Annotated in this window: 18 protein-coding genes; 13 read left to right on the top strand and 5 right to left on the bottom strand. The window is 73.9% G+C overall.

Annotated features, from left to right (window positions below; translation table 11 throughout):
* Positions 1-14: 14 nt before the first annotated feature.
* The 3 genes from FHU33_RS11160 to FHU33_RS11150 all read left to right on the top strand — a co-directional run bounded on the left by FHU33_RS11160 (position 15) and on the right by FHU33_RS11150 (position 3,434).
* Complete coding sequence (locus FHU33_RS11160; RefSeq protein ID WP_211355077.1) at positions 15-1,169, top strand: sugar ABC transporter substrate-binding protein; 1,155 nt, start codon at positions 15-17, stop codon at positions 1,167-1,169.
* Positions 1,170-1,177: 8 nt separating this feature from the next.
* A complete protein-coding gene (locus FHU33_RS11155; protein ID WP_142025429.1) occupies positions 1,178-2,770 on the top strand; it encodes a sugar ABC transporter ATP-binding protein in 1,593 nt (530 codons plus the stop codon).
* A gap of 79 nt (positions 2,771-2,849) precedes the next feature.
* Positions 2,850-3,434, top strand: coding sequence for a TetR/AcrR family transcriptional regulator (locus tag FHU33_RS11150; protein WP_142025428.1), 585 nt, complete (start codon positions 2,850-2,852; stop codon positions 3,432-3,434).
* Positions 3,435-3,563: 129 nt separating this feature from the next.
* Here FHU33_RS11150 and FHU33_RS11145 read toward each other — a convergent pair whose 3' ends face one another.
* Positions 3,564-5,630, bottom strand: coding sequence for a DEAD/DEAH box helicase (locus FHU33_RS11145; RefSeq protein WP_246063512.1), 2,067 nt, complete (start codon positions 5,628-5,630; stop codon positions 3,564-3,566).
* A 417-nt stretch (positions 5,631-6,047) separates the two neighbouring features.
* Between FHU33_RS11145 and FHU33_RS24950 the strand changes: the two genes are divergently transcribed.
* On the top strand, positions 6,048-6,206 hold the full coding sequence (locus tag FHU33_RS24950) for a hypothetical protein (RefSeq protein ID WP_170182262.1): 159 nt from the start codon (positions 6,048-6,050) through the stop codon (positions 6,204-6,206).
* A 27-nt stretch (positions 6,207-6,233) separates the two neighbouring features.
* Here the strand turns inward: FHU33_RS24950 and FHU33_RS26180 are convergent, their stop codons facing one another.
* Positions 6,234-6,989, bottom strand: coding sequence for an alpha/beta hydrolase (locus FHU33_RS26180; RefSeq protein ID WP_142025426.1), 756 nt, complete (start codon positions 6,987-6,989; stop codon positions 6,234-6,236).
* A gap of 111 nt (positions 6,990-7,100) precedes the next feature.
* Here FHU33_RS26180 and FHU33_RS11135 point away from each other — a divergent pair, with 111 nt between their 5' ends.
* Genes FHU33_RS11135 through FHU33_RS11125 form a run of 3 tightly spaced genes read left to right on the top strand, consistent with a single transcriptional unit; the run spans position 7,101 to position 9,844 of the window.
* Positions 7,101-7,949 carry a tryptophan 2,3-dioxygenase gene (locus tag FHU33_RS11135; protein WP_142025425.1) on the top strand — a complete coding sequence of 283 codons (849 nt, stop codon included), beginning with the start codon at positions 7,101-7,103 and terminating at the stop codon, positions 7,947-7,949.
* On the top strand, positions 7,942-9,186 hold the full coding sequence (locus FHU33_RS11130) for a kynureninase (protein WP_211355076.1): 1,245 nt from the start codon (positions 7,942-7,944) through the stop codon (positions 9,184-9,186). The genes FHU33_RS11135 and FHU33_RS11130 overlap by 8 nt, the downstream gene beginning before the upstream one ends.
* A 37-nt stretch (positions 9,187-9,223) precedes the next feature.
* Positions 9,224-9,844, top strand: a complete 621-nt coding sequence (locus FHU33_RS11125) for an antibiotic biosynthesis monooxygenase (RefSeq protein ID WP_142025424.1) — start codon at positions 9,224-9,226, stop codon at positions 9,842-9,844.
* 22 nt (positions 9,845-9,866) lie between these two features.
* Here the strand turns inward: FHU33_RS11125 and FHU33_RS11120 are convergent, their stop codons facing one another.
* Both FHU33_RS11120 and FHU33_RS11115 read right to left on the bottom strand, forming a co-directional pair.
* Positions 9,867-11,420 (bottom strand): PP2C family protein-serine/threonine phosphatase, encoded by a 1,554-nt coding sequence (locus FHU33_RS11120; protein WP_142025423.1) that lies wholly within the window; start codon positions 11,418-11,420, stop codon positions 9,867-9,869.
* Positions 11,421-11,432: 12 nt separating this feature from the next.
* Complete coding sequence (locus FHU33_RS11115; RefSeq protein ID WP_142025422.1) at positions 11,433-11,750, bottom strand: hypothetical protein; 318 nt, start codon at positions 11,748-11,750, stop codon at positions 11,433-11,435.
* Positions 11,751-11,973: 223 nt separating this feature from the next.
* Between FHU33_RS11115 and FHU33_RS26175 the strand changes: the two genes are divergently transcribed.
* From FHU33_RS26175 to FHU33_RS11090, 5 genes are all read left to right on the top strand, one after another.
* Positions 11,974-13,020 carry a coiled-coil domain-containing protein gene (locus tag FHU33_RS26175; RefSeq protein ID WP_142025421.1) on the top strand — a complete coding sequence of 349 codons (1,047 nt, stop codon included), beginning with the start codon at positions 11,974-11,976 and terminating at the stop codon, positions 13,018-13,020.
* 111 nt (positions 13,021-13,131) lie between these two features.
* Positions 13,132-15,561, top strand: coding sequence for a phosphatase PAP2 family protein (locus FHU33_RS11105; RefSeq protein WP_170182414.1), 2,430 nt, complete (start codon positions 13,132-13,134; stop codon positions 15,559-15,561).
* A gap of 18 nt (positions 15,562-15,579) precedes the next feature.
* Complete coding sequence (locus FHU33_RS11100; protein ID WP_142025419.1) at positions 15,580-16,215, top strand: phosphatase PAP2 family protein; 636 nt, start codon at positions 15,580-15,582, stop codon at positions 16,213-16,215.
* A gap of 41 nt (positions 16,216-16,256) precedes the next feature.
* A complete protein-coding gene (locus tag FHU33_RS11095; RefSeq protein ID WP_246063507.1) occupies positions 16,257-17,303 on the top strand; it encodes a uroporphyrinogen decarboxylase family protein in 1,047 nt (348 codons plus the stop codon).
* Between the two features lie 72 nt (positions 17,304-17,375).
* Positions 17,376-17,633 (top strand): hypothetical protein, encoded by a 258-nt coding sequence (locus FHU33_RS11090; protein ID WP_142025418.1) that lies wholly within the window; start codon positions 17,376-17,378, stop codon positions 17,631-17,633.
* A gap of 41 nt (positions 17,634-17,674) precedes the next feature.
* Here FHU33_RS11090 and FHU33_RS11085 read toward each other — a convergent pair whose 3' ends face one another.
* Complete coding sequence (locus FHU33_RS11085) at positions 17,675-18,304, bottom strand: LysE family translocator (RefSeq protein WP_211355075.1); 630 nt, start codon at positions 18,302-18,304, stop codon at positions 17,675-17,677.
* Between the two features lie 128 nt (positions 18,305-18,432).
* Between FHU33_RS11085 and FHU33_RS11080 the strand changes: the two genes are divergently transcribed.
* A complete protein-coding gene (locus FHU33_RS11080) occupies positions 18,433-19,908 on the top strand; it encodes a protein adenylyltransferase SelO (protein ID WP_142025417.1) in 1,476 nt (491 codons plus the stop codon).
* The last annotated feature ends 132 nt before the right edge of the window (positions 19,909-20,040 follow it).

The following is a 20,040-nucleotide window of genomic DNA, read 5'->3' as shown; positions in this document are numbered from 1 at the left end:
AAGGTGATTCCCCCATGCGCATCCGTCGGTATGGCTCCACCGGCGCGGCGGTCCTCGCCGTGAGCCTCCTCGCGGCCTGCTCCTCCGGTACGACCGAATCCGGCAGCGGGTCCGACGGTGGCGCCGCCGCCGACGGCCCCCTCGCCGAGGTGGTCGCAGACGTCGAGGCGGCCAGCCAGGCCCAGGACTCGTTCGAGGTCCCCAGCGAGCCCGTCGACGTCTCCGGCTGGGAAGGCAAGACGGTCTACTACGTCCCCATCACCGCCCAGATCAGCGTCTTCCAGGTCTACGGCGAGAAGATCGGCGAGGCGCTCGGGACCGTCGGCGCCGACCTCCAGATCTGCGACGGCGGGTCGAACCCCTCGCAGATCTCCGGCTGCATCGACCAGGCGGTCGGCGCGTCGGCGGCGGCGATCATCACCGACAACGTGCCGTACGGCATGGCCGCCAACGCCCTCGACGGCGCGCGGGCCGCGGGCATCCCGGTGCTCATCGCCAACCAGATCCCCGACCCCGCGTTCCCGGCCGATGACTCGCTGGCCTACGTGCAGGGCCCGGCGACGGAGATGATCACCAGCGTCGCCGACTGGATCGTCGCCGACTCCGACGGCGAGGCCACCATCGTGCTGCAGAAGGTGACCGACAATCCCTCGACCATCGCCTGGGCCGAGGCCGCCGAGCAGCAGATCGACGAGCGCTGCCCGGACTGCACCGTCGTGGTCAACGAGGTGTCTGCCTCGAACTTCCCGCTGATCCCGTCGTCGACGAGCTCGGCGATCCTGGCCAACCCCGACACCCGCTACGTGCTGGCCGAGTTCGAGCACTTCGTGCAGCCCACCCTCGGTGGCGTGCAGCAGACCCCGAACGCGACGCAGATCAAGATCGTGTCCAGCGCGGCCACGCTGAGCGGTCTGCAGATGCTCGCCGACGGCGGCCAGCTGCACGCCGACGCCGGCCAGAACTTCGCCTTCCAGGGCTGGGCGACCGCAGACGCACTGTTCCGGCTGGTGGCCGGCCAGGAGATCCCCGAGTACGACTACTCCTTCCGGCTGTTCACCCAGGACAACGTCGACGACCTGGACCTGAGCGACGAGGGTCAGGCGTCGGGCTCCTGGTACGGCCAGACGGAGTTCGCCGACGAGTTCGCCGCGCTCTGGGGCCGGGGTTGAGCCTCGCCGTGACCGACGCACCAGCACCCGCGTCCTCCGGGCACGGTCCGACCGGTTCCCGGCTCCGGGTGGACGACGTCTCGAAGACGTTCGGCCGCTACCGGGCGCTGCAGTCGGTGCACCTGGATGTCGCCCCCGGTGAGATCCACGGTCTGATCGGGCAGAACGGGTCAGGCAAGTCGACGCTGGCCAAGGTCCTGACCGGGTACCACGCGCCCGATCCCGGTGGCCGGGTCCTGGTGGACGGGGAGCCGCTGCGGCTCCCCGTCCGCCCCCGGGAGGCCTCGGCCCGGGGCCTCGCCGTGGTGCACCAGAGCCTCGGCCTGGTCGGGGACCTCACCGTGGTGGAGAACCTCCGGGTGGGCCGGTTCCGCGCGAACCGGCTCACCCGGGCCATCCGGTGGGCGGGCGAGCGCCGGGAGGCCGCGGCCGTGCTGGAACGGCTCGGCCACCCGGTTCCGCTCGACGCGCGCGTGGCCGACCTCTCCGAGGAGGACCGCGCCACGGTCGCCATCGCCCGCGCGCTGCAGGACGCCGAGCCCGGGCGCGGGATCGTCATCTTCGACGAGTCGACCCGGTCGCTGAGCCGGGCCAGCCTCGAGCACTTCTACGACATGCTCGAGGGGATCGTGTCGACCGGGACGTCGGCGCTGCTGATCAGCCACCACATGGAAGAGGTGCTCGAGGCGACCGACCGCGTCACCGTGCTGCGCGACGGCGTCGTCGTGGAGTCGGGGCTGCGCACCGCCGACCTCACCGAGAACGACCTGGTGCGCGCGGTGATGGGGCGCTCGCTCGAGTCGGCGACCCACGCCGTCGAGCCGGCCGTGCAGGGCGACGCCGTCGCCGTCCGCGGACTCCGTGGGCACCTGGTCACCGACGTCGACCTCGACCTGCGTCCCGGCGAGGTCGTGGGCGTCACCGGGCTGGCCGGGTCCGGCCACGACGAACTGCCCTACCTGCTGACCGGCGCCCGACCGGTCCGCGGCGGCACGCTGCAGTTCGGCGACGTCCAGCAGGACCTGACGCGGTGGGACGTCCGGACGGCGATCGCCTCCGGCGTGGTGCTCGTGCCGGAGGGGCGCGAGCACGCCGGGCTGGCCCTGGAGCTCTCGGTCGCGGACAACGTGCTGCTCCCCCGCCGCAGCTCGCGCGCGGCCGTCCTGCCCGTCGACGGGAAGGCGGAGTCAGCCGTCGTCGACGACTGGGTCCACCGGCTCGACGTGCGACCGCCGGACCCGGCACAGCTGGTCGGCAAGCTGAGCGGCGGCAACCAGCAGAAGGTGCTGCTCGCCAAGTGGCTGGCCACGGGCCCGCGGCTGCTGGTGCTGCACGAGCCGACCCAGGCGGTCGACGTGGGGGCCCGGCAGACGATCACCGCCGCCGTCCGGCAGGCCGCGGCCGCCGGCTGCGCCGTGCTCGTGGCCGGGACCGACGAGACCGAGCTGACCCTGCTCTGCGACCGGGTCCTCCTGTTCCGCGAGGGCCGCCCGGTCTCCGAGCTGACCGGTGCGTTCACGCCGGACGACGTCGTCGAGTCGATCTTCTCGGGACACATCCGCAAGCGGCTCCGGTCGGCCACGCCGGCAGCGGGGGGCTGAGTCCCGTGCCGTCGACGGCGGCCCGCGACGACAGTCACCGATCGCGGCGGGGCGGCTGCGCTCTGCCTAAGGTTGGCCCGTGAGTCTTCGCCAAGCCCAGAAGCGCCTGACCCGTGAGCTGCTGCTCGGGGAAGGGCTGGCCCTGTTCGAGGCCAAGGGCTACGCGGCCACGACCATCGACGACATCGCCGCCGCGGCAGGGACGACGCGGCAGACCTTCTACCAGCACTTCGGCTCCAAGCCGGCGCTGATGAGGGAGCTCATCACCGCTGTCGACCACCTGCTGATCGCCGTGGACGACCCGCGGCTGTCGGCCGTCGTCGAGTCCGGGGACCGCGAGCAGATCCACGCCTGGCTGGGCAAGAAGATCGACCAGTGGCCGGCGATCAAGCCCTACGTCACCGCTGCGCACGAGGCGGCGGCCCAGGACGCGGAGATCCAGGAAGCGATCGACGTCTGGTTCGAGAGCGCGATCGGCGACATCCACCGGGGACTCGACCGAGCTGACCGGTTCGCGCCGTCGTCGCGCCGGGTGCGCGGCACTCTCGCCTTCGGGCAGCTGGAGTTCGCCTCCCGGCGGTGGATGCGGCACGGTTGGGACGTCGACCGCGACGAGACCCACTCGGTGCTGACCGAGTCGTGGCTCGCCCTGCTCGTCGACTGATCCACCCTCAGGCCTCCACAACACTGCGCCATCCGTGCAGGGGCGCTACAAGCCTCGATGCCGGCACGGACGATCGACGGCGGGTCGCTGCGGCATCGGCGGATGTGCGGTCCGTGACGGTGCGACCGGCTACTGCGACGCGGACAACGCGTCGGTCAGCAACGCGACGAGCGCCTCGTGCTGCACGTCGGCCGATGACGGGACCTCCTCGTCCGACCCGTCGAGCGCCCTGGCGGCGAGTCCCGCCTTGCTGTCGATGAGCTCGGCGATCCTGGAGTCGATGGTCTGCGCGGCGATGATGCGCCACGCGGTGACGGGTTCGGTCTGACCGATGCGGTGGCTGCGGTCGATGGCCTGGGTCTGCTCCGCGTCGGTCCAGGACAGCTCGGCGAGCACGATGTTGGAGGCCACCTGCAGGTTGAGCCCCACGCCGGCCGCGGTCAGGGAGCAGACCGCGACGGCGACGCCGGGATCCTTCACGAAGGCGTCGATGTTCCGCTGCCGCGACCCGGGCGTCTGGTCGCCGCGGATCGACGAGTAACGGATCCCGTTCCGGTCGAAGACGTCCTCGGCGGCGTCCATCACATCGACGTGCTTGGCGAAGAAGACCACCTTGCCCGCACTGCGCGCGAGCTGTGCCGCGTAGTCGGCGGCCGGGCCGGCCTTCGCCTGGCCGATGCGCCGCATCATGCTGAAGACGTTCTCCCCGGATTGCGTCGCGGTCGCGTCCTTCAGCTCCGCCCGGGCCACCCTGCGCACCAGCTCCCGATCGATGCCCTCGACGACGACGTCGGAGGAGCGGTTCGCCAGGGCGGTCTCGTACCGCCGCACCATCCGGCGGGCGAGGTCCTGCTCGGCTGCCCGGATCGAGCGACCGGCCTTCTCGTCCAACTCGACGGGGAGGTCGGCGATGCGGCGGGCGGGGATGTCGGCCGCCACGTCGACCTTGCGGCGACGGACGATGCCCCGGTCGATCACGCAGGCGCGGGCGGCGGGGTAGAACCCGGGATCGGCGGGCGTCAGTCCCGTCTCCTCGAGCGACTCCATCAGCTCGCCGAGCGGTTTGGCCTCGTCGATCCAGCCGAGGAACTGCCAGATGGCCCGGAAGTCCTCGATGTCGTTGATCAGCGGGGTGCCCGTCAGAGCCATGAGCAAGGGGCGCGCGGTGCGGGACCGGATGCGGTCGGAGAGCTCCAGGACGTGCTGCGAGCGCTGCGAGGTCTTGTTCTTGATGAAGTGCGCCTCGTCGACGACCATGCCGCGGAAGCCGAAGTCGCCGAACCAGCCCACGTGGCGGTCGAGCACCTCGTAGTTGACGACGACGATGTCGGCGAAGCCGTCCACCGTCTCGCCGTCGCCGTGGACCACGGTGGCCGAGCGGTGCGGCGTCCAGAGCCCGGCTTCGCGCGCCCAGTTGGTCTTGACGACGTTCGGTACGACCACGAGCAGCGGGTAGGCGTTGACCGCCTCCGCCGCGAGCAGTGCCTGAGCGGTCTTGCCCAGGCCGGGCTCGTCGGCGAGCAGGAACGTCCGGTGGCCGGCAGCGGCAGCGGCGACCACCTGCGCCTGGTGCGGCATCAGCTCCCGGCCACCCGGCACCGGCCGGGAGGACGGCGCGGGGAGGGCCATGCACGCCGAGGCCCCGCCGCCGGCGCGCTCGAACGAACTGAGCAGCGGGCCGAGCAGCTCCCAGCCGGCAAGCCGGCGGGGACGGGCCTGGGGCGGCGGAGCGGCAGAGAAGTCGGGGGCGAGGAAAGGGTTGGCCAGCTGCCGCGAGACGACGGACTGCGGCACGACCCGACGCTCGGGAGGTGCAGCGGCGGCCGCGCGGTCCGGAGGCGCGACCTCGTCGGGGGGCGACTCGATCCCGGCGTCGCTCAGCATGTCCCGCTTGAGGGACCTGGCCGCGTCCGAGACGACGGCGTCCTCGGCGAGGAGCGCCAGGAGCGCGGGGTCGCGTACGGCGGTCTTGGCGAGGATCGTCGCGATCCCGTCCAGGCGCTTGAGCCGCTCGGCGCGCTCGGTCGAGCTGCTGGTCTGCTCCGCGCGGACCCGGGCGTGCTCCTCGCGCACCAGCAGCGCGACCACCTGGAACTTCGTGCGCACAGCGGGCGTCACACGGCCGCGCCCGACGGCCGCCTCGACCTCACGGACGGCGCGGGCGATCACCGCCATGACATCGTCGCCGTCGCGCACGCGACGCTGCCTCCGCGGGGCGGTGCGGCGACTGCCCGTCCCGCGCCGTCCTGGTCGAGCCACAGACTCCTCCTCCGCTGTGCCCGGCACGGTCGCCGCGGCAGAGCACCGCACACCGTCCCGCGGTCGGGCCGACGGACGACAGGCCTGGGGCGGCCGCTCCGAGAGGCGACTCGGCCCGGGGATCTCCGAGAGATCGACGGGCTCGGCCCGAGAGCCCGCGCCGGTGTCGACCCGGACCCGCCGGTCGCCGGCCGGGGCGCGACGAGCGCGCACGGACGTGCGTCACAGGACGAGCGCCGTCCGCACGGTGATCGGTGCTGGACCGATACTAACGCCTGACGGTCCGGGCGGGACCGCGCCGGCGCCCCTGCGCTCGGGACGAGGCGCTGGTTGACTCATCGCATGGTTGCACCCATGCCGGAGCCGGATCCGGAGATCGATCCGAACGAGCCGGTGCCCGACGACCCCGCCGAGCTGCTCCCTGACGCACCCGAGCAGCTTCCGCCGGCGCCGATCGAAGCATCGCCCGACGATCCCGGTGGCGACCCGGGCGGCGTGCCCGAGCCCGCCTGATCCGCCTCCGCGGAACAGTCAGCGGTCTCACGCCCCTCCGGCGAGCTCCTCGAGGGCAGCGAGCACCGTCGGCCATGCGGCGCTGAGCGGGTCGACCAGCGCGAAGTGCCCGCAGTCGACGGCGGCCAGCACCGCCCCGGGGTGCTGCCGCAGGTAGGACTCGCTCACCCCGACCGGGACGATGCCGTCCCCGGTGCCGTGCACGATCCGGACCGGCCCCACCGGCGTCGGCAGCCGGGCAGGGTCCAGGTCGGGACGGGCACCGGCGTCCCGGCCGAGGAAGGCCGGCACCGCGTCCCCGCCCAGGCGCAGGGCCTGGGCCCGCCGGAGGTCGGCGACCGGCGCGAGAGCCAGGACACCGGCCGGGGCACGTGCGAGCTCGAAGGTCGCGGCCGCGTGCAGCGCCAGATGGCCGCCGGCCGAGTGCCCGGCGAGCAGGACCCGCCGGCCGGCGAGCCCCGGCAACCGGGGAACGGCGCGCACGGCCGCATGCACGTCCTCGACGGCCAGATCGGGGTGGCCGGGGATGCGCCGGTACTCCGGCGTCAGCGTCGTCCAGCCGGCCGCGGCGAGCGCCTCGGTCATCGGCCGCAGGTGCGCCCGGTCGAACCGGGGACGCCAGAAGCCACCGTGCACGAGCACCACGAGTGGCCGGCCGGGCGCGGCATCCCGGGCGAACCGGACGTCGGCCACCTGCTCCTCGTGCGGGCCGTAGGGGACGACGGCGTCCGGAGGCGACGCCTGCCGGGTCAGCACCGACCGGTCCTCGGCATCCGTCGCCACTACGACACCGTCCGGTCGGAACTGTCCATGCGGTAGTACTACTCGATCGGTCGACGACGCCTCGGCGGGGCACCGGACAGCGATAGCGTCCGGGGGGACGAGGGAGGCGCCATGGCGATCGAGGACGGCGTCCGCGCCATCGAAGCGGGCGTGACGACGGACTTCAGCGCGAGGACGGACTACGGCGGCTACCTGGCGCTCGACACGCTGCTGTCGGCGCAGCGCCCGATCAGCGACCACCACGACGAGCCGCTGTTCATCATCGCGCACCAGACGACCGAGCTCTGGCTGAAGCTGGCGCTGCACGAGCTGCGCGCCGTCCGGAGCTGTCTGGACGCCGACGACGTCCGGCGCGCGCGCAAGGGTCTGGCACGGGTCAAGCACATCTTCCGCACCATCACCGACCAGTGGTCGGTGCTCGCGACGCTGACGCCCAGCGAGTACACCGAGTTCCGCGGCGTCCTGGGCAACGCGTCGGGCTTCCAGTCCTACCAGTACCGCGCCGTCGAGTTCATCCTCGGCAACAAGAACGAGCGCATGCTGACCGTCTTCGAGTCGCGGCCGGAAGCCCAGGACATGCTGGCGGAGCTGCTCGACTCGCCGACGGTCTACGACTCCTTCCTGTCCTTCCTGGCGCGCAGTGGCCACCGGGTCCCGCCGCACCTCCTCGACCGCGACGTGCGGAAGGCGTGGGTGGAGGACGCGTCGCTGCTGCCCGTGTACACGGCGATCTACGAGGACACCGCGGCCCACTGGGCCGAGTACGCCACCTGCGAGGACCTGGTCGACCTCGAGGACGCCGTCCAGCTCTGGCGCTTCCGCCACCTCCGGACGGTCCAGCGGACGATCGGCTTCAAGTCGGGCACCGGCGGCAGCTCGGGCGTGGGCTTCCTGAAGCGGGCGCTGGACCTGACCTTCTTCCCGGAGCTCTACGCGGTGCGGACGCACATCGGTGCCTGAGGACATCCGCCTCCCGCAGGAGCTCGTCGATCTCGCCGCAGAGCTGGACCAGCGCGACCCGCTGGCCGCGTTCCGGTCCGAGTTCGTGCTGCCCGACGGCGTGCTCGCCTACCTCGACGGCAACTCGCTGGGCCGGCCGCTGACGGTCACCCGCGGGCGGCTGGCCGGCTTCGTCGACGGCGAGTGGGGCGAGCGGCTGATCCGCGCCTGGGACGAGCGCTGGCTGGACCGCTCGACCGCCGTGGGTGACCTCATCGGCCGCGCCGTGCTCGGTGCCGCGGCCGGGCAGACGGTGGTGGGCGACTCGACCACGGTGATGCTCTACAAGCTCGTCCGCGCGGCGGTCGACGCCCGGCCCGGGCGCTCGGAGATCGTCGCCGACACCGAGAACTTCCCCACCGACCGCTTCATCCTCGCCTCCGTCGCCGCGGAGACCGGCCGGACGATCCGCTGGATCGAGCCCGACCCGGCGACGGGCGTGCAGACGGCGGAGGTGGCGGCGGTGGTGGACGACCGGACGGCCCTGGTCGTGCTCAGCCACGTCGCCTACAAGTCGGCCTACATCGCGGACCTGCCGGGCATCACGGCCGCGGCGCACCGGGCCGGCGCCCTGGTGCTGTGGGACCTCTGCCACTCCGCCGGCGTCGTCGACGTGCACCTGGACGCCGCGGACGTCGACCTGGCCGTGGGCTGCAGCTACAAGTTCCTCAACGGTGGGCCCGGGGCGCCTGCCTACGGCTACGTCGCCCGCCGGCTCCACGACGAGCTGACGCAGCCCGTCACCGGCTGGATGGGGCACGCCGAGCCCTTCGCGATGGGCGGCGCCTACGTCCCCGCGACGGGTATCCGGCGGTTCCTCAGCGGTACGCCGCCGATCCTCTCGATGATCCCGATCGAGGACATGCTGGCGCTCATCGACCGAGCCGGCATGCCGGCCATCCGGACGAAGTCGGCTCTGCTCACCGGCTACGCGATCGCCGTCGCCGACGAGGTCCTCGCCCCGCTCGGGGTCGTCGTCGCCTCGCCTCGCGACGCCGAACGCCGAGCGGGACACGTCACCCTCGAGCACGACGCGATGAAGTCGGTCGTCGACGAGCTGTGGCGCCGCGGCATCATCCCCGACTTCCGCCCGGCCCGCGGCCTGCGCATCGGGCTCTCGCCGCTGAGCACCAGCTTCGGCGAACTGGCGACAGCCCTCGCGCACGTCCAGCAGATCCTGGAGAGTCAGTACAGCTGAGCATCACCGCTACCGGGCACCCGCGAGAGGGGACCGCATGTACGCCCGCTCGACGACGATCCGCGGCAACACGCGGGCGGTGGAGGAGGGCATCGCCGTCGTCCGCACCGAGGACATGCCGGCGGTGCGGCAGCTGGACGGTTGCATCGGCCTGTCGATGCTGGCCGACCGCGAGTCCGGCCGGTGCATCGTCACGACGTCCTGGCGCGACGAGGCCGCCATGCGGGCCAGCGAGGACGCCGTCCGGGCCTCCCAGCAGCGCACGATCGAGGTGCTCGGCGGCACCTCGCAGGTCGACGAGTGGGAGATCGCCGCCATGCACCGGGTGCACGACTCCCACCACGGCGCCTGCTCGCGCGTCACCTGGACGCGCACCGCCCCGGAGGACGTGGACAAGGCCGTGGACGCCGTCCGCCTGTCCCTGATGCCGAAGCTGGACGACCTGCCCGGGTTCTGCAGCGTCAGCGTCATGGTGCGGCGCAGCGAGGGCATCGGCGTCGCGACGGTCTCCTACGACAGCTGGTCGGACCTGGAGGAGGCCGCCGAGGGTGCCCGGGAGTTCCGGGAGGAGTTCGGCCCGTCGCTGGGCATCGAGGTCACCGACACCGCGGAGTTCGACCTCTCGATCGCCGAGCTCCGGGTGCCCGAGAGCAGCTGACCGGCTCACCCGCACCCACCGGTCAGCCCCAGCGCAACCCCAGCAGCACCGTGTCGTCCTTGTCCTCCCTGGTGGTGAGCGCCCCGAGCAGCTCGTCGACCATCGCGGCGAGCGGCCTCGACCGCGCGGCGGCCGCCGCGGCCGCCAGTCTCGCCAGCCCGTCGTCGATGGTCTCGGTCCGGCGCTCCACGGCACCGTCGGTGAACGCGAGCAACGTGGCCCTCCTGCCGACGGACAGGACCGCCGCAGGCGCCGGAGCGGGAGCGGGTACGCCGACCGGGGGTGCGACCGGGCATTCCAGCAGCGTCACCTGGTCGTCGGTGATCAGCGCCGGGGGGAAGTGCCCGGCGGAGACCAGGCGCAACCGGCCGGCGGTCGAGTCCAGCTCACCGAGCAGCACGGTGGCGAATTGGTGATCGGTGCCGATGTCCAGCAGATCGCGCAGCCTGGCCATCACCACCTCGATGTCATGGCCCTCGGACACGTAGGCACGGACGGCGAAACGCAGCGCGGCCATCGTGGTCGCCGCAGGGAGCCCGCGACCGGAGATGTCGCCGACGACGAACACGCAGCAACCGGGGCCGCGGGCGATGACGTCGTACCAGTCGCCGCCGACCTCGAGCTCGTCGACGCCCGCGACATAACGCGCGGCGACCTCGACGCCGTCGACCTCCGGGACGGCGGGCAGCAGCGCATGCTGCAGCGTTCCGGCGATGCCGCGCTGCTGGCGGTAGAGCCGCTCGTTCTCCTCGGCCAGCCGCTCGGCCACCACCCGGCGGCGGGACACGTACTCGAGGACCAGGCCCCCGCCCACCGCGAGCACGCCGCCGACGCCCAGGACGATCCACGGCAGCGCCGCCGACAGCGCACCGGTCAGGTGGGTCCGGGACGAGCCGACGATGGTGATGGAGGTGTCGCCGAACGGCACCGTCATGGTCTCGGTGTCACCGCGGAGGGGGGTGGGCACCGTCGCCTGCAGCAGGTTTTCGGGCTCCACCTCCTCCCCCAGGTACAGCGCGAGCTCCAGACCGGACAGCGGAGAGTCCTCGGGGACGACCAGCCGGCGGTCCGGCGGCAGCGGTGCCTCGGCGTAGACGAGCAGATCCGTGTCGTCCTCCGCCGGCATCAGCGCGTACGCCAGCCGGTCCGGCTCTCCGGGCACGATCCCCAGGATCACCAGGTCGCCGGTCGGCTGCACCGCGGCGAGGGACTCCGTCCCACCCTCCGGGAGCAGCGGTGGGAGGCCCTGCGAGGCCACTTGCTCGGCCACTCCGTCGCCCACCCGCCACAGCGACAGCGACTGGCCGGTCTCGTCCACCTGCCTGTCGGCGATACGGGCGAACGCACCCGGGTCCGCATCGGTGGCGACGGCGACCAGTCCCATGTCGGCCAGCTGCACCTCCAGGACCGTCGCCTCGTTGCCGAGCAGCGTGCCGATCTGGGCCAGCTGACGGCGGAGCAGGCTCTCCTCGCTGTTGTCGTTGACGTGCCAGGTGAGGAAGCTCAGGGCCACCGTGAGCGCCAGCAACGACATCGCGACGACGACACTGAGCGTGCGTGGCGCGATCCTCGGCATGTCGCCGACAGCCTAGCCGTCGGGGTCCCGCCTTCGGCGCGCCGCGCCGGGGTTCGGGACCGCGTCGGTCTCCTGTCGGCCGACCGGCGCCAGACCACGTCGTCGCCAGTCCCGCGGGACCGTCGGCGGGTCCTGCCCGCGACTCGACCGCGCGTCCAGCCATGCCTGCCACTCCGACCGCTCAGCCGCGCCCGCCCGGGTCGTCGCGACCACGAGGAACGCGACGCCGAGGGCGACGAGGAGCACCAGGACGGTCGCGATCTCCTCCCAGCCGAACAGCGGCGGAACGGTCATGCTGCCCGGAGGCGGCGGGGTCAGCTCTGGCGCCATGGGACGAGGGTGCGCCACGTCGACGGTTCCGGAGCATCCCGGCGCCCAGGGCTCACCCTCGTGAGCGACGTCACGCCAGAGCGAGCGTCGCCGACCCGGCAGCCGGATCGAGCGGCGGACCCAGCCCCTCCGAGTGACCCCTGTCCGCCACACCGCCCCGGGGCCGATCCGGAGCCGTAGCGTTCCTCGACCCGTACCCGAACTGCGTGGGGAGGCAGGTGGGATGAGCGTCGAGCTGCATGCCGAGGAGGGGGCTGCCCGCCCCGTGTCGGCACCGGAGACGGTCCTGGAGACCGGGCCGCGGGAGCGTGAGCGTCCGCACGTCTCCGGAGACCTGCCCTCGGTCCTCCATACCGGGCCCATGTTCCGTCGCGCCGTGGCCGGCTACGACCGCTTCCAGGTCGACACCTACGCCCAGTGGGCCGAGGACGAGCTGGCCACCGCCGATCGCGAGCGCGAGCACCTGCTCGCCGTCCACGTCAGCACGCGCGCCGAGCTCGACGAGGCCCGGCAGCTGCTCTCCCACTCGTCGGGAGGCGGGGAGTTCCTGCGGCAGTCCCGCCGGATCGGGTCGATGCTCGCCGCGGCCGCCGACGAGGCCGAGACCATCAGGGCCGAGGCCGAGAATCACCGATCCGTCGCGTGCGCCCAGGCGGAGGTCGTCACCGCCGGTGCCCGCGCGGTGCTCGCCGACGCAGAGACCGAGGCGACGCGACTGCTCGACGCGGCCGCGGTGGAGGTGGCGGACATGACCGCCGAGGCCGGCCGGATCGTCGCCGCCGCCGAGCGGACGGGCAGGGACGCCCGTGCGGAGGCCACGGCACGGCTGGAGTCGGCGCGGCAGACCGAGCAGCACGCCGCCGAGGCGGCCGAGCAGATCCGGCTGCGCGCCCGGGACGACGCCCAGGCGGCCCGGCTGCAGGCCCGCCAGGACATCGTGCGGATGCTGAGCACCGGCCGCGAGGAGCGCCGCCGGGCCGACGCCGAGGCGGCCGCGATCCGGGAGCGCCTGGACCGCGACGTCGCCGCGCGGCGGGCCGTCCTCCTGGCCGAGGTGGCGGAGCTCGAGCAGCGGCGCGACGTCCTGAGGGCCGAACTGGAGTCGGCGCCGGGAGCGGTCGTCCCGTCGTCGGGCGCCCTCCACCTGCAGGCCCGGGCCTACCTCGAGCGGATCCATGATCGGCTCGGCCGGCACGTGCCGCCCCGGCGGTCGGCGCCGGGCCACTCCGCGCCCGTCGCTGCCAGGGGCAGGGGACGCACGGCCGCCTGACACCGGCGGTCCACCCGCACCTGCATGCTGGGACGACGACACGGCGGGACGACGGCAGGGCGGTGCCGGAACACCTTGCCGGGGCCTTCCCGTCTCCAGTGCACTGTCGGTGTGACGGCCCGGACGCTGATGCAGGGAGCGACCTCGCGCGGGCACGAGGGAACCCGCCGCCCGGGCGCCGTCCAGCGGCATCCGGTCGACCTCGTCCGCGTGTTCCTCGGACTGGCCGTCTTCGGGATCGGTTTCCTGGTCGCGCAGCGGGGCGAGCTCCCGGTGCTCGAGCGCGACCTGTTCCGCGTGGTCAACGACCTGCCGGCGATCGTCTTCCCGGTCGTCTGGGCGGTCATGCAACTGGGCAACGTCGTCGCCGTCCCGGTCGTCGCCGCGATCGCCGCCCTCACGAAGCGATTCCGGATGGCCCGCGACATGCTGGTGTCCGGGTCGCTGGCGTACCTGGCCGCCGACCTGGTCAAGAGCATCGTCGGGAGGGAGCGCCCGGCCGGCCTGGTCGACGCCAACCTGCTCGACGGCAACGTCGGCGGCATCGGCTTCATCTCCGGGCACGCCGCCGTCGCCGCGGCGCTGGCCACCGCGGCGGTGCCGTACCTGACCCGCAGGGGCCGCCGGGTGGCGTGGGCGCTGGCCTGGTCCGTGGCTCTCGCCCGGGTCTACGTGGGGGCGCACCTGCCGCTGGACATCCTGGGCGGAGCCGCCGTGGGGTGGGCCATCGGCTCCCTCGTGCACTACGTCCTCGGCGTGCCGCGCTGGGAACCGGCCCCGGCGGGGGTGGCCGGCATGCTGCGCCGCTTCGGGCTCCCCGTGCGCGACCTGTGGCCCGCGGCGGTCGAAGCCCGCAGCTCGCACCCGTTCACCGCCGTCGACGAGGACGGCCGCCGGCTCTACGTGAAGGTCCTCGACCCCGATCGCTTCGAGCGGGACTGGCTCTACCGGCTCTACCGCCTCGTCGCCGTCCGCGACATCAAGGACGCCGACGCCGTGGCGCCGCTGGGTCAGCAGGCCGAGCACGAGGCGGTGGCCGCGATGACCGCCCGCGAGCGCGGCGTCCGGGTGCCTCCGGTGGTCCTGGCGCGCGGCACCGACCGCGGTGGCGTCGTCGTCCAGGAACACGTGCCGGGGCGGAACCTCGACGACCTCCCGCCCGAGGAGGTCACCCCCCACCTCCTGGCCCGGGTGTGGCGCCAGGTGGCCCGGCTCCGGGCGGCACGGGTCGCCCACCACGACCTGGTCGCCTCCAGCGTGCTGGTCGACGGGAACGGCGAGCCGTGGGTGGTGGACTTCGGCAACGCGCTGACCGGCGCCGAGGACCAGGCACTCGACGCCGACGTGGCCGAGCTGATGGCCTCCCTCGCGCTGCGCATCGATCCGGCGCTGGTCGTCGGTACCGCGCTGGACGCGCTCGGCCCGGAGGTGGTCGCCGCGGCGCTGCCGAGCCTCGCCCCGCTGCCGCTCTCGGCCGCGACCCGGGCGGGTGAACGCGCGCGACCCGGCCGGCTGAGCGCGCTGCGCCGCGAGGTGCGGCGGCGGCTGGACCTGCCCGATCCGCGCCGGCCGCAGTTCGCTCCGGCCGGCCCCGCCGCCCGGGCGGCCGTGGGTGCCGGCGCCGCGCTCATCCTGGTCGGGGTCCCGCTGCTCGGCGGGGCGACCGCGGTCGTGCAGTCGGTCGAGCTCGGTGGCTGGCGGTGGCTGGGCGGCGCCCTCGCCCTCGTGGTGCTGGCGCGGGTCGCGATGGCGGCCGCCGCGCTGATGACGGTCGAGCGACGGATCGCGCTGGGCCGCACCGTCGGTGCCGCCATGGTGGCCGACGGCGCGACCCTGCTGCGCGGCCGCACCGGCTGGCGGCGCTCGGCAGCCCGCTTCCTCGAACGCGCAGGCGTCCTGCCGGACGCCGCCCGGCAGTCGATCGACCGGTTCGTCGCCGGCGCGATCGCCGCGGCCGCTGTCGTCGCCGTCGGCACATTCGTCCTCGCGGCCGTGGAGGGCCGGCTCACCGGCTGGCGGACGCCGGAGTCGCTCGTCCCCGCACTGCTCCTCGGCGTCGTGGCGTGGGCGCTGGTGCTCCTGGGCCAGGTGCTGGCCCGCGGTCACGGAAGGGCGGGCGGGTCGGCGGAGGAGGAAGAACCTCAGCGGCACGTGACGCGAACCCTGCGGTCGGCCCTCACCTGGCGGACCGGCGGCGCCTCGGCCGGGTGGAACTGGTGGCCCCAGCTCTGCTGGACCAGCCTGGGGATCGCCCTGGAGGCCGGAGCCCTGGCCGCCGCCGTGCACGCCGTGGGCGGCGACGTGCCCCTGCTCGCCACCGCGGCCGTGTACGGCGCGCTGCACCTGCTCTGGTCGATGGTGCCGCCGACCGGACTGCCCGGCGCCGCCGACGCCGCACTGCTGCTGGCCCTGACCTCGCTGGGCGCCCCTCTCGCGAGTGCCTGCGCGGGGGTGCTCGGCTTCCGGCTGCTCGTCTTCTGGCTGCCGGCCGGCCTGGGCTTGCTGCTCGCGGCGCGCTTCGAGCACCGCTTCGTCACGTGACTCCGCACAGGTGCCGGCATGACCACGTCCTACCGCCGCCGACGGGCTGACGCGGGCACGGCCGTGTGGGCGGCTGCCGTCACCTCGCTCTGCGCGTGGGCGGTGGCGCCGGGCACGGTCGGCTCCCTCGAGCGGCGGCTCTTCACCTCCGTGAACGGCCTGCCCGATCTGCTGCGGACGCCGCTGTGGCTGTTCCAGACCGTCGGGGTCCTCGGGGTGCCGCTGGGAGTGGCCGCCGCGGCGCTGGTGCTGCGGCGCCTGCGGCTGGCCCTCGCATCGGTGCTGCTGGTGCCGGCGAAGCTGGGCCTCGAGCGCGAGCTGCTGAAGGCGCTCGTGCCGCGAGAGCGCCCCGGGACGACCATCCCCGGGGCGGTCCTGCGCGACGTCCCCTCGGCCGGGCCGTCCTTTCCCTCGGGTCACGCCGTCATCGCGTTCGGCCTCGTGGCCCTGCTCGCCCCGTACCTGCGCCGCCGCTGGCTCCTCGTCGTCGTGGCCGTGGCGGTGCTGAACTCGCTGGCCCGCGTCTACCTCGGCGCGCACGCCCCTCTCGACGTCGTGGGCGGCGCATGCGCCGGGCTGGCGGTGGGCGCCCTGCTGAACGTCCTCGTCGGCGTGCCTGCCGGTCCCGGCAGCCGGGCGTCCCCGCCGAGGTGACTGCGCGGACGCCGCCCCGGCCTGCGCGCTACGTTCCGGGCATGACCCGGCCGATGAAGACGTCGCTGCCACCGCTGCCCACGATGATCGTCGGCAGCCTCCCCCAGCCCGACTGGCTCATCGACCGCGACAGGCTCGGACACCAGTTCCCGCCGCGGGTCCGCGCGCAGGAGCTGTGGCGCGTCCCGGCGCCGTTGCTGCGGGAGGCCCAGGACGACGCCACCCTGGTCGCGCTCCGCAGCCAGGAGGAGGCCGGCCTCGACGTCGTCACCGACGGCGAGATCCGCCGGGAGTCCTACTCCAACCACTTCGCCACCGCCCTCGACGGCCTCGACCTCGACCGTCCGGGAACGGTGCGCAACCGCTCGGGGATCGACATCCCGGTGCCCCGGGTGACCGGCGAGATCCGGCGGCCGGCTCCCGTGCAGACCGACGACGTCCGTTTCCTGCGGGCGCACACCGACCGCGCCGTCAAGATCACCGTGCCCGGGCCGTTCACCATGGCGCAGCAGGCGCAGAACGACCACTACGCCGACGACCGCGGCCTGGCCATGGCCTACGCCGACGTCGTCCGCGAGGAGATCGCCGACCTGTTCGCGGCGGGTGCCGACATCGTCCAGATCGACGAGCCGTGGCTGCAGGCCCGCCCGGAGGTGGCCCGGAAGTACGGCGCGGAGGCGGTGAGCCGGGCGCTCACCGGCGCGGCCGGTCCGGTGCACGTGCACCTCTGCTTCGGCTACGCGGCCATGGTCGCCGACCGCCCGGAGGGCTACTCGTTCCTGCCCGAGCTGGCCGACACCCCGGCCGACGCGGTCTCGGTGGAGACGGCGCAGTCGCACCTGGACCCCGCGACCCTGCGGCCGCTGCGCGGCAAGGGGATCGCGCTCGGCGTCCTGGACCTGTCCACGCCGGACGTCGAGACGCCGGAGACGGTCGCCGACCGGGTGCGGCGGGCCCTCGACCACGTCGACGTCGACCGCCTCGTGCTCTCCAGCGACTGCGGGCTGAAGTACCTCCCCCGGGCGTCGGCGGCGGGCAAGATGCGGGCGCTGGCCGAGGCGGCCGCGCTGCTCCGGTCCGAACTCTGACCCGGCCCGGCGGCGCGGATACCGTCGGGGTCCGGTGGCCACAGCGGGCGACCACGATCGGAGAGGTGCCTGATGGCCAACCTGGAGTCGTTGCGTCGGTTCGGGCTCGTGCTCGAGATGGCCGAGGCCGCGGGGAACGGCGACTGGACGGCCTGGACGAAGGTGCTGGCCGCCCTGGACGAGGACACGCGCGCCGACGTCGTCCGCCAGTCCTCGCTGGTGATCGCGATGCTCTGCGAGCGGGAGGCCGAGCGGCGGGGCATCACCCGCGACCAGTTCCTCGCCCAGTTCCGCGCGGAGGCCATGGAGGGCATGGAGGGCATGGGCTGACCGGCCGGGGGCGGAGTCCCCGTGGTCCGTGCGGGCGTCGGTCAGAGCCCGACGGCTGAGGACACGCCGAGCCCGATGAGCGACGCGCCGAAGGTCCGCTGCGTCCATCGGACGACCTCCGGTCGGAGCAGCCAGGGAACGGCGGCATGCGCGAGCCAGGCGAGGCCGGCGAGCCAGATCGCCGCGACGCCCACGTCGACGGCGCACAACAGCAACGAGTACTGCAGGGCCGGGGCTCCGTCGGGCACGAACTGCGGGACGACGGCGAGATAGAACAGCCCGATCTTCGGGCTGAGCAGGTCGCTCGCCAACCCCGCTGAGAAGGCGCGTCCGGCTCCTCCCCGCCTGCTCCGCGGCGGAACGACGCCGACCCCCGGACCCGACCGTCCGCGCAGCTCGGCGACCAGGGGCACGACACCCAGGAGGACCAGGTACCCCGCCCCGGCCAGACTCAGCACGTCGTACGCGGTGGGCGACCGCACGACCACCGCGGCGAGGCCGACCGCCGCGGCCAGGCCCCAGGCGAGCGTGCCCACCGCGACCCCGGCCACGGTCGCCAGACCCAGGCGCGCGCCACCGCGGAGGGTGTTGCGCAGGACCAGCACGTCATCCGGCCCCGGCGAGACGGACAGCAGGACGCTCATCGCCACGAACGCCCAGATGCCGTCCACCGGGACCTCGATCCACGCGGACCCCGCACCGGAGCCGGGATCTCGCAGGCAGGAGGGCCGGGGACGCCGCCGGAATACGGCCCTCAGCTCCCCGCGGGGATCCCGCTGCCGCTCGTACCCTGGACGGGGTGAGCATCGCACCGCCGTTCCCCGTCGCCCTGGACGACCGCTTCGCCCGTGAGCTGCCGGAACTGGCGCTGGCCTGGCAGGCCGAGCCGGCGCCCGACCCGCGGCTGCTCGTGCTCAACGAGCACCTGGCCGCCGGGCTCGGCCTGGACCCCGCCTGGCTGCGGGGGCCCGACGGCGTGCGACTGCTGGTGGGGAACCTCGTCCCCGACGGCGCGACCCCTGTGGCGCAGGCCTACGCCGGGCACCAGTTCGGGGGGTACTCCCCCCGGCTCGGCGACGGGCGGGCCCTCCTCCTCGGCGAGCTGACCGTCGACCGGGGCGTCCGCGATCTGCACCTCAAGGGCTCCGGGCGCACCCCGTTCGCCCGCGGTGGCGACGGGCTGGCGGCCGTCGGCCCGATGCTGCGCGAGTACGTGATCAGCGAGGCGATGCACGCCCTGGGCATCCCGACGACGCGAGCCCTGGCCGTGGTGGCGACCGGTCGTCCCGTGCGCCGGGAGACCGTGCTGCCGGGCGCCGTCCTCGCCCGGGTCGCGAGCAGCCACCTCCGCGTCGGGAGCTTCCAGTACGCCCGCGCGACCGGCGACGTCGACCTCCTGCGCCGCCTCGCCGACCACGCGATCGCCCGGCACTGGGGCGGGTCGGGCGACGGTGGAGCCGCGGACGCGGAGCAGCCCTACCTCGCTCTGTTCGAGGCGGTCGCCGCCGCCCAGGCGTCGCTGGTCGCCCGATGGATGCTGGTGGGCTTCGTCCACGGCGTCATGAACACCGACAACATGACGATCTCCGGCGAGACCATCGACTACGGGCCGTGCGCGTTCCTGGACGCCTACGACGCCGACGCGGTCTACAGCTCGATCGACGAGGGCGGGCGCTACCGCTACCGCAACCAGCCCCTGGCCGCCGAGTGGAACCTGGCGCGTTTCGCCGAGACGCTGCTCCCCCTGATCTCCGACGATCCGGAGCAGGCGGTCGCCCGCGCCGTGGAGTCGCTGAAGACGTTCGGCCCGGCGTACGACGCCGCCTGGTCGTCCGGGATGCGGGCGAAGCTCGGCCTGCCCGAGGGTCTGGACGACGACGTCGCCGGGCCGCTGGTCGACGAGCTGCTCGCCCACCTCCAGCAGGGCCACGTCGACCACACGTCGTTCTTCCGCGCCCTGGGCCGGGCCGCGCGAGGGGACCTCGAGCCGGCGCGCAACCTCGTTCTCGACCTCGCCGCCTTCGACGGCTGGCTGGACCGGTGGCGTGCCCTGGCGCCGGACGCCGGATCCATGGACCGGGTCAATCCCGTCTACATCCCGCGCAACCACCTCGTCGAGGAGTCGCTCGACGCCGCCACCGGCGGCGACCTCGATCCGCTCGGCCGGCTGCTCGACGCGGTGAGCGCCCCGTACGACGAGCGACCCGGCCTCGAGCGATACGCGGCACCGGCTCCGCAGGACTTCGGCGTCTACCGGACCTTCTGCGGCACCTAGGCTCGGCAGCAGGCGACGGACCGGCGAGGAGACGGGCACCGGGAGGAGCGCGGTCTCGTCGTCGCCGGGCACCGTCGGGGTGCGCGGGCGGGGGGACGTGCCGACGGCGCCGAACTTGTCGGCGATGCGCTT

It is taken from the genome of Blastococcus colisei, from assembly GCF_006717095.1.
Classification (GTDB): domain Bacteria; phylum Actinomycetota; class Actinomycetes; order Mycobacteriales; family Geodermatophilaceae; genus Blastococcus_B; species Blastococcus_B colisei.
This window is presented reverse-complemented; position numbering and strand designations above follow the sequence as displayed.

Coding starts and splice junctions, on each gene's coding strand:
- FHU33_RS26175 (WP_142025421.1), top strand. CDS start 11,974: ATGAGCGTCGAGCTGCATGCCGAGGAGGGGGCTGCCCGCCCCGTGTCG.
- FHU33_RS11135 (WP_142025425.1), top strand. CDS start 7,101: ATGGCGATCGAGGACGGCGTCCGCGCCATCGAAGCGGGCGTGACGACG.
- FHU33_RS24950 (WP_170182262.1), top strand. CDS start 6,048: ATGCCGGAGCCGGATCCGGAGATCGATCCGAACGAGCCGGTGCCCGAC.
- FHU33_RS11100 (WP_142025419.1), top strand. CDS start 15,580: ATGACCACGTCCTACCGCCGCCGACGGGCTGACGCGGGCACGGCCGTG.
- FHU33_RS11115 (WP_142025422.1), bottom strand. CDS start 11,750: ATGGCGCCAGAGCTGACCCCGCCGCCTCCGGGCAGCATGACCGTTCCG.
- FHU33_RS11125 (WP_142025424.1), top strand. CDS start 9,224: ATGTACGCCCGCTCGACGACGATCCGCGGCAACACGCGGGCGGTGGAG.
- FHU33_RS11090 (WP_142025418.1), top strand. CDS start 17,376: ATGGCCAACCTGGAGTCGTTGCGTCGGTTCGGGCTCGTGCTCGAGATG.
- FHU33_RS11095 (WP_246063507.1), top strand. CDS start 16,257: ATGACCCGGCCGATGAAGACGTCGCTGCCACCGCTGCCCACGATGATC.
- FHU33_RS11120 (WP_142025423.1), bottom strand. CDS start 11,420: ATGCCGAGGATCGCGCCACGCACGCTCAGTGTCGTCGTCGCGATGTCG.
- FHU33_RS11160 (WP_211355077.1), top strand. CDS start 15: ATGCGCATCCGTCGGTATGGCTCCACCGGCGCGGCGGTCCTCGCCGTG.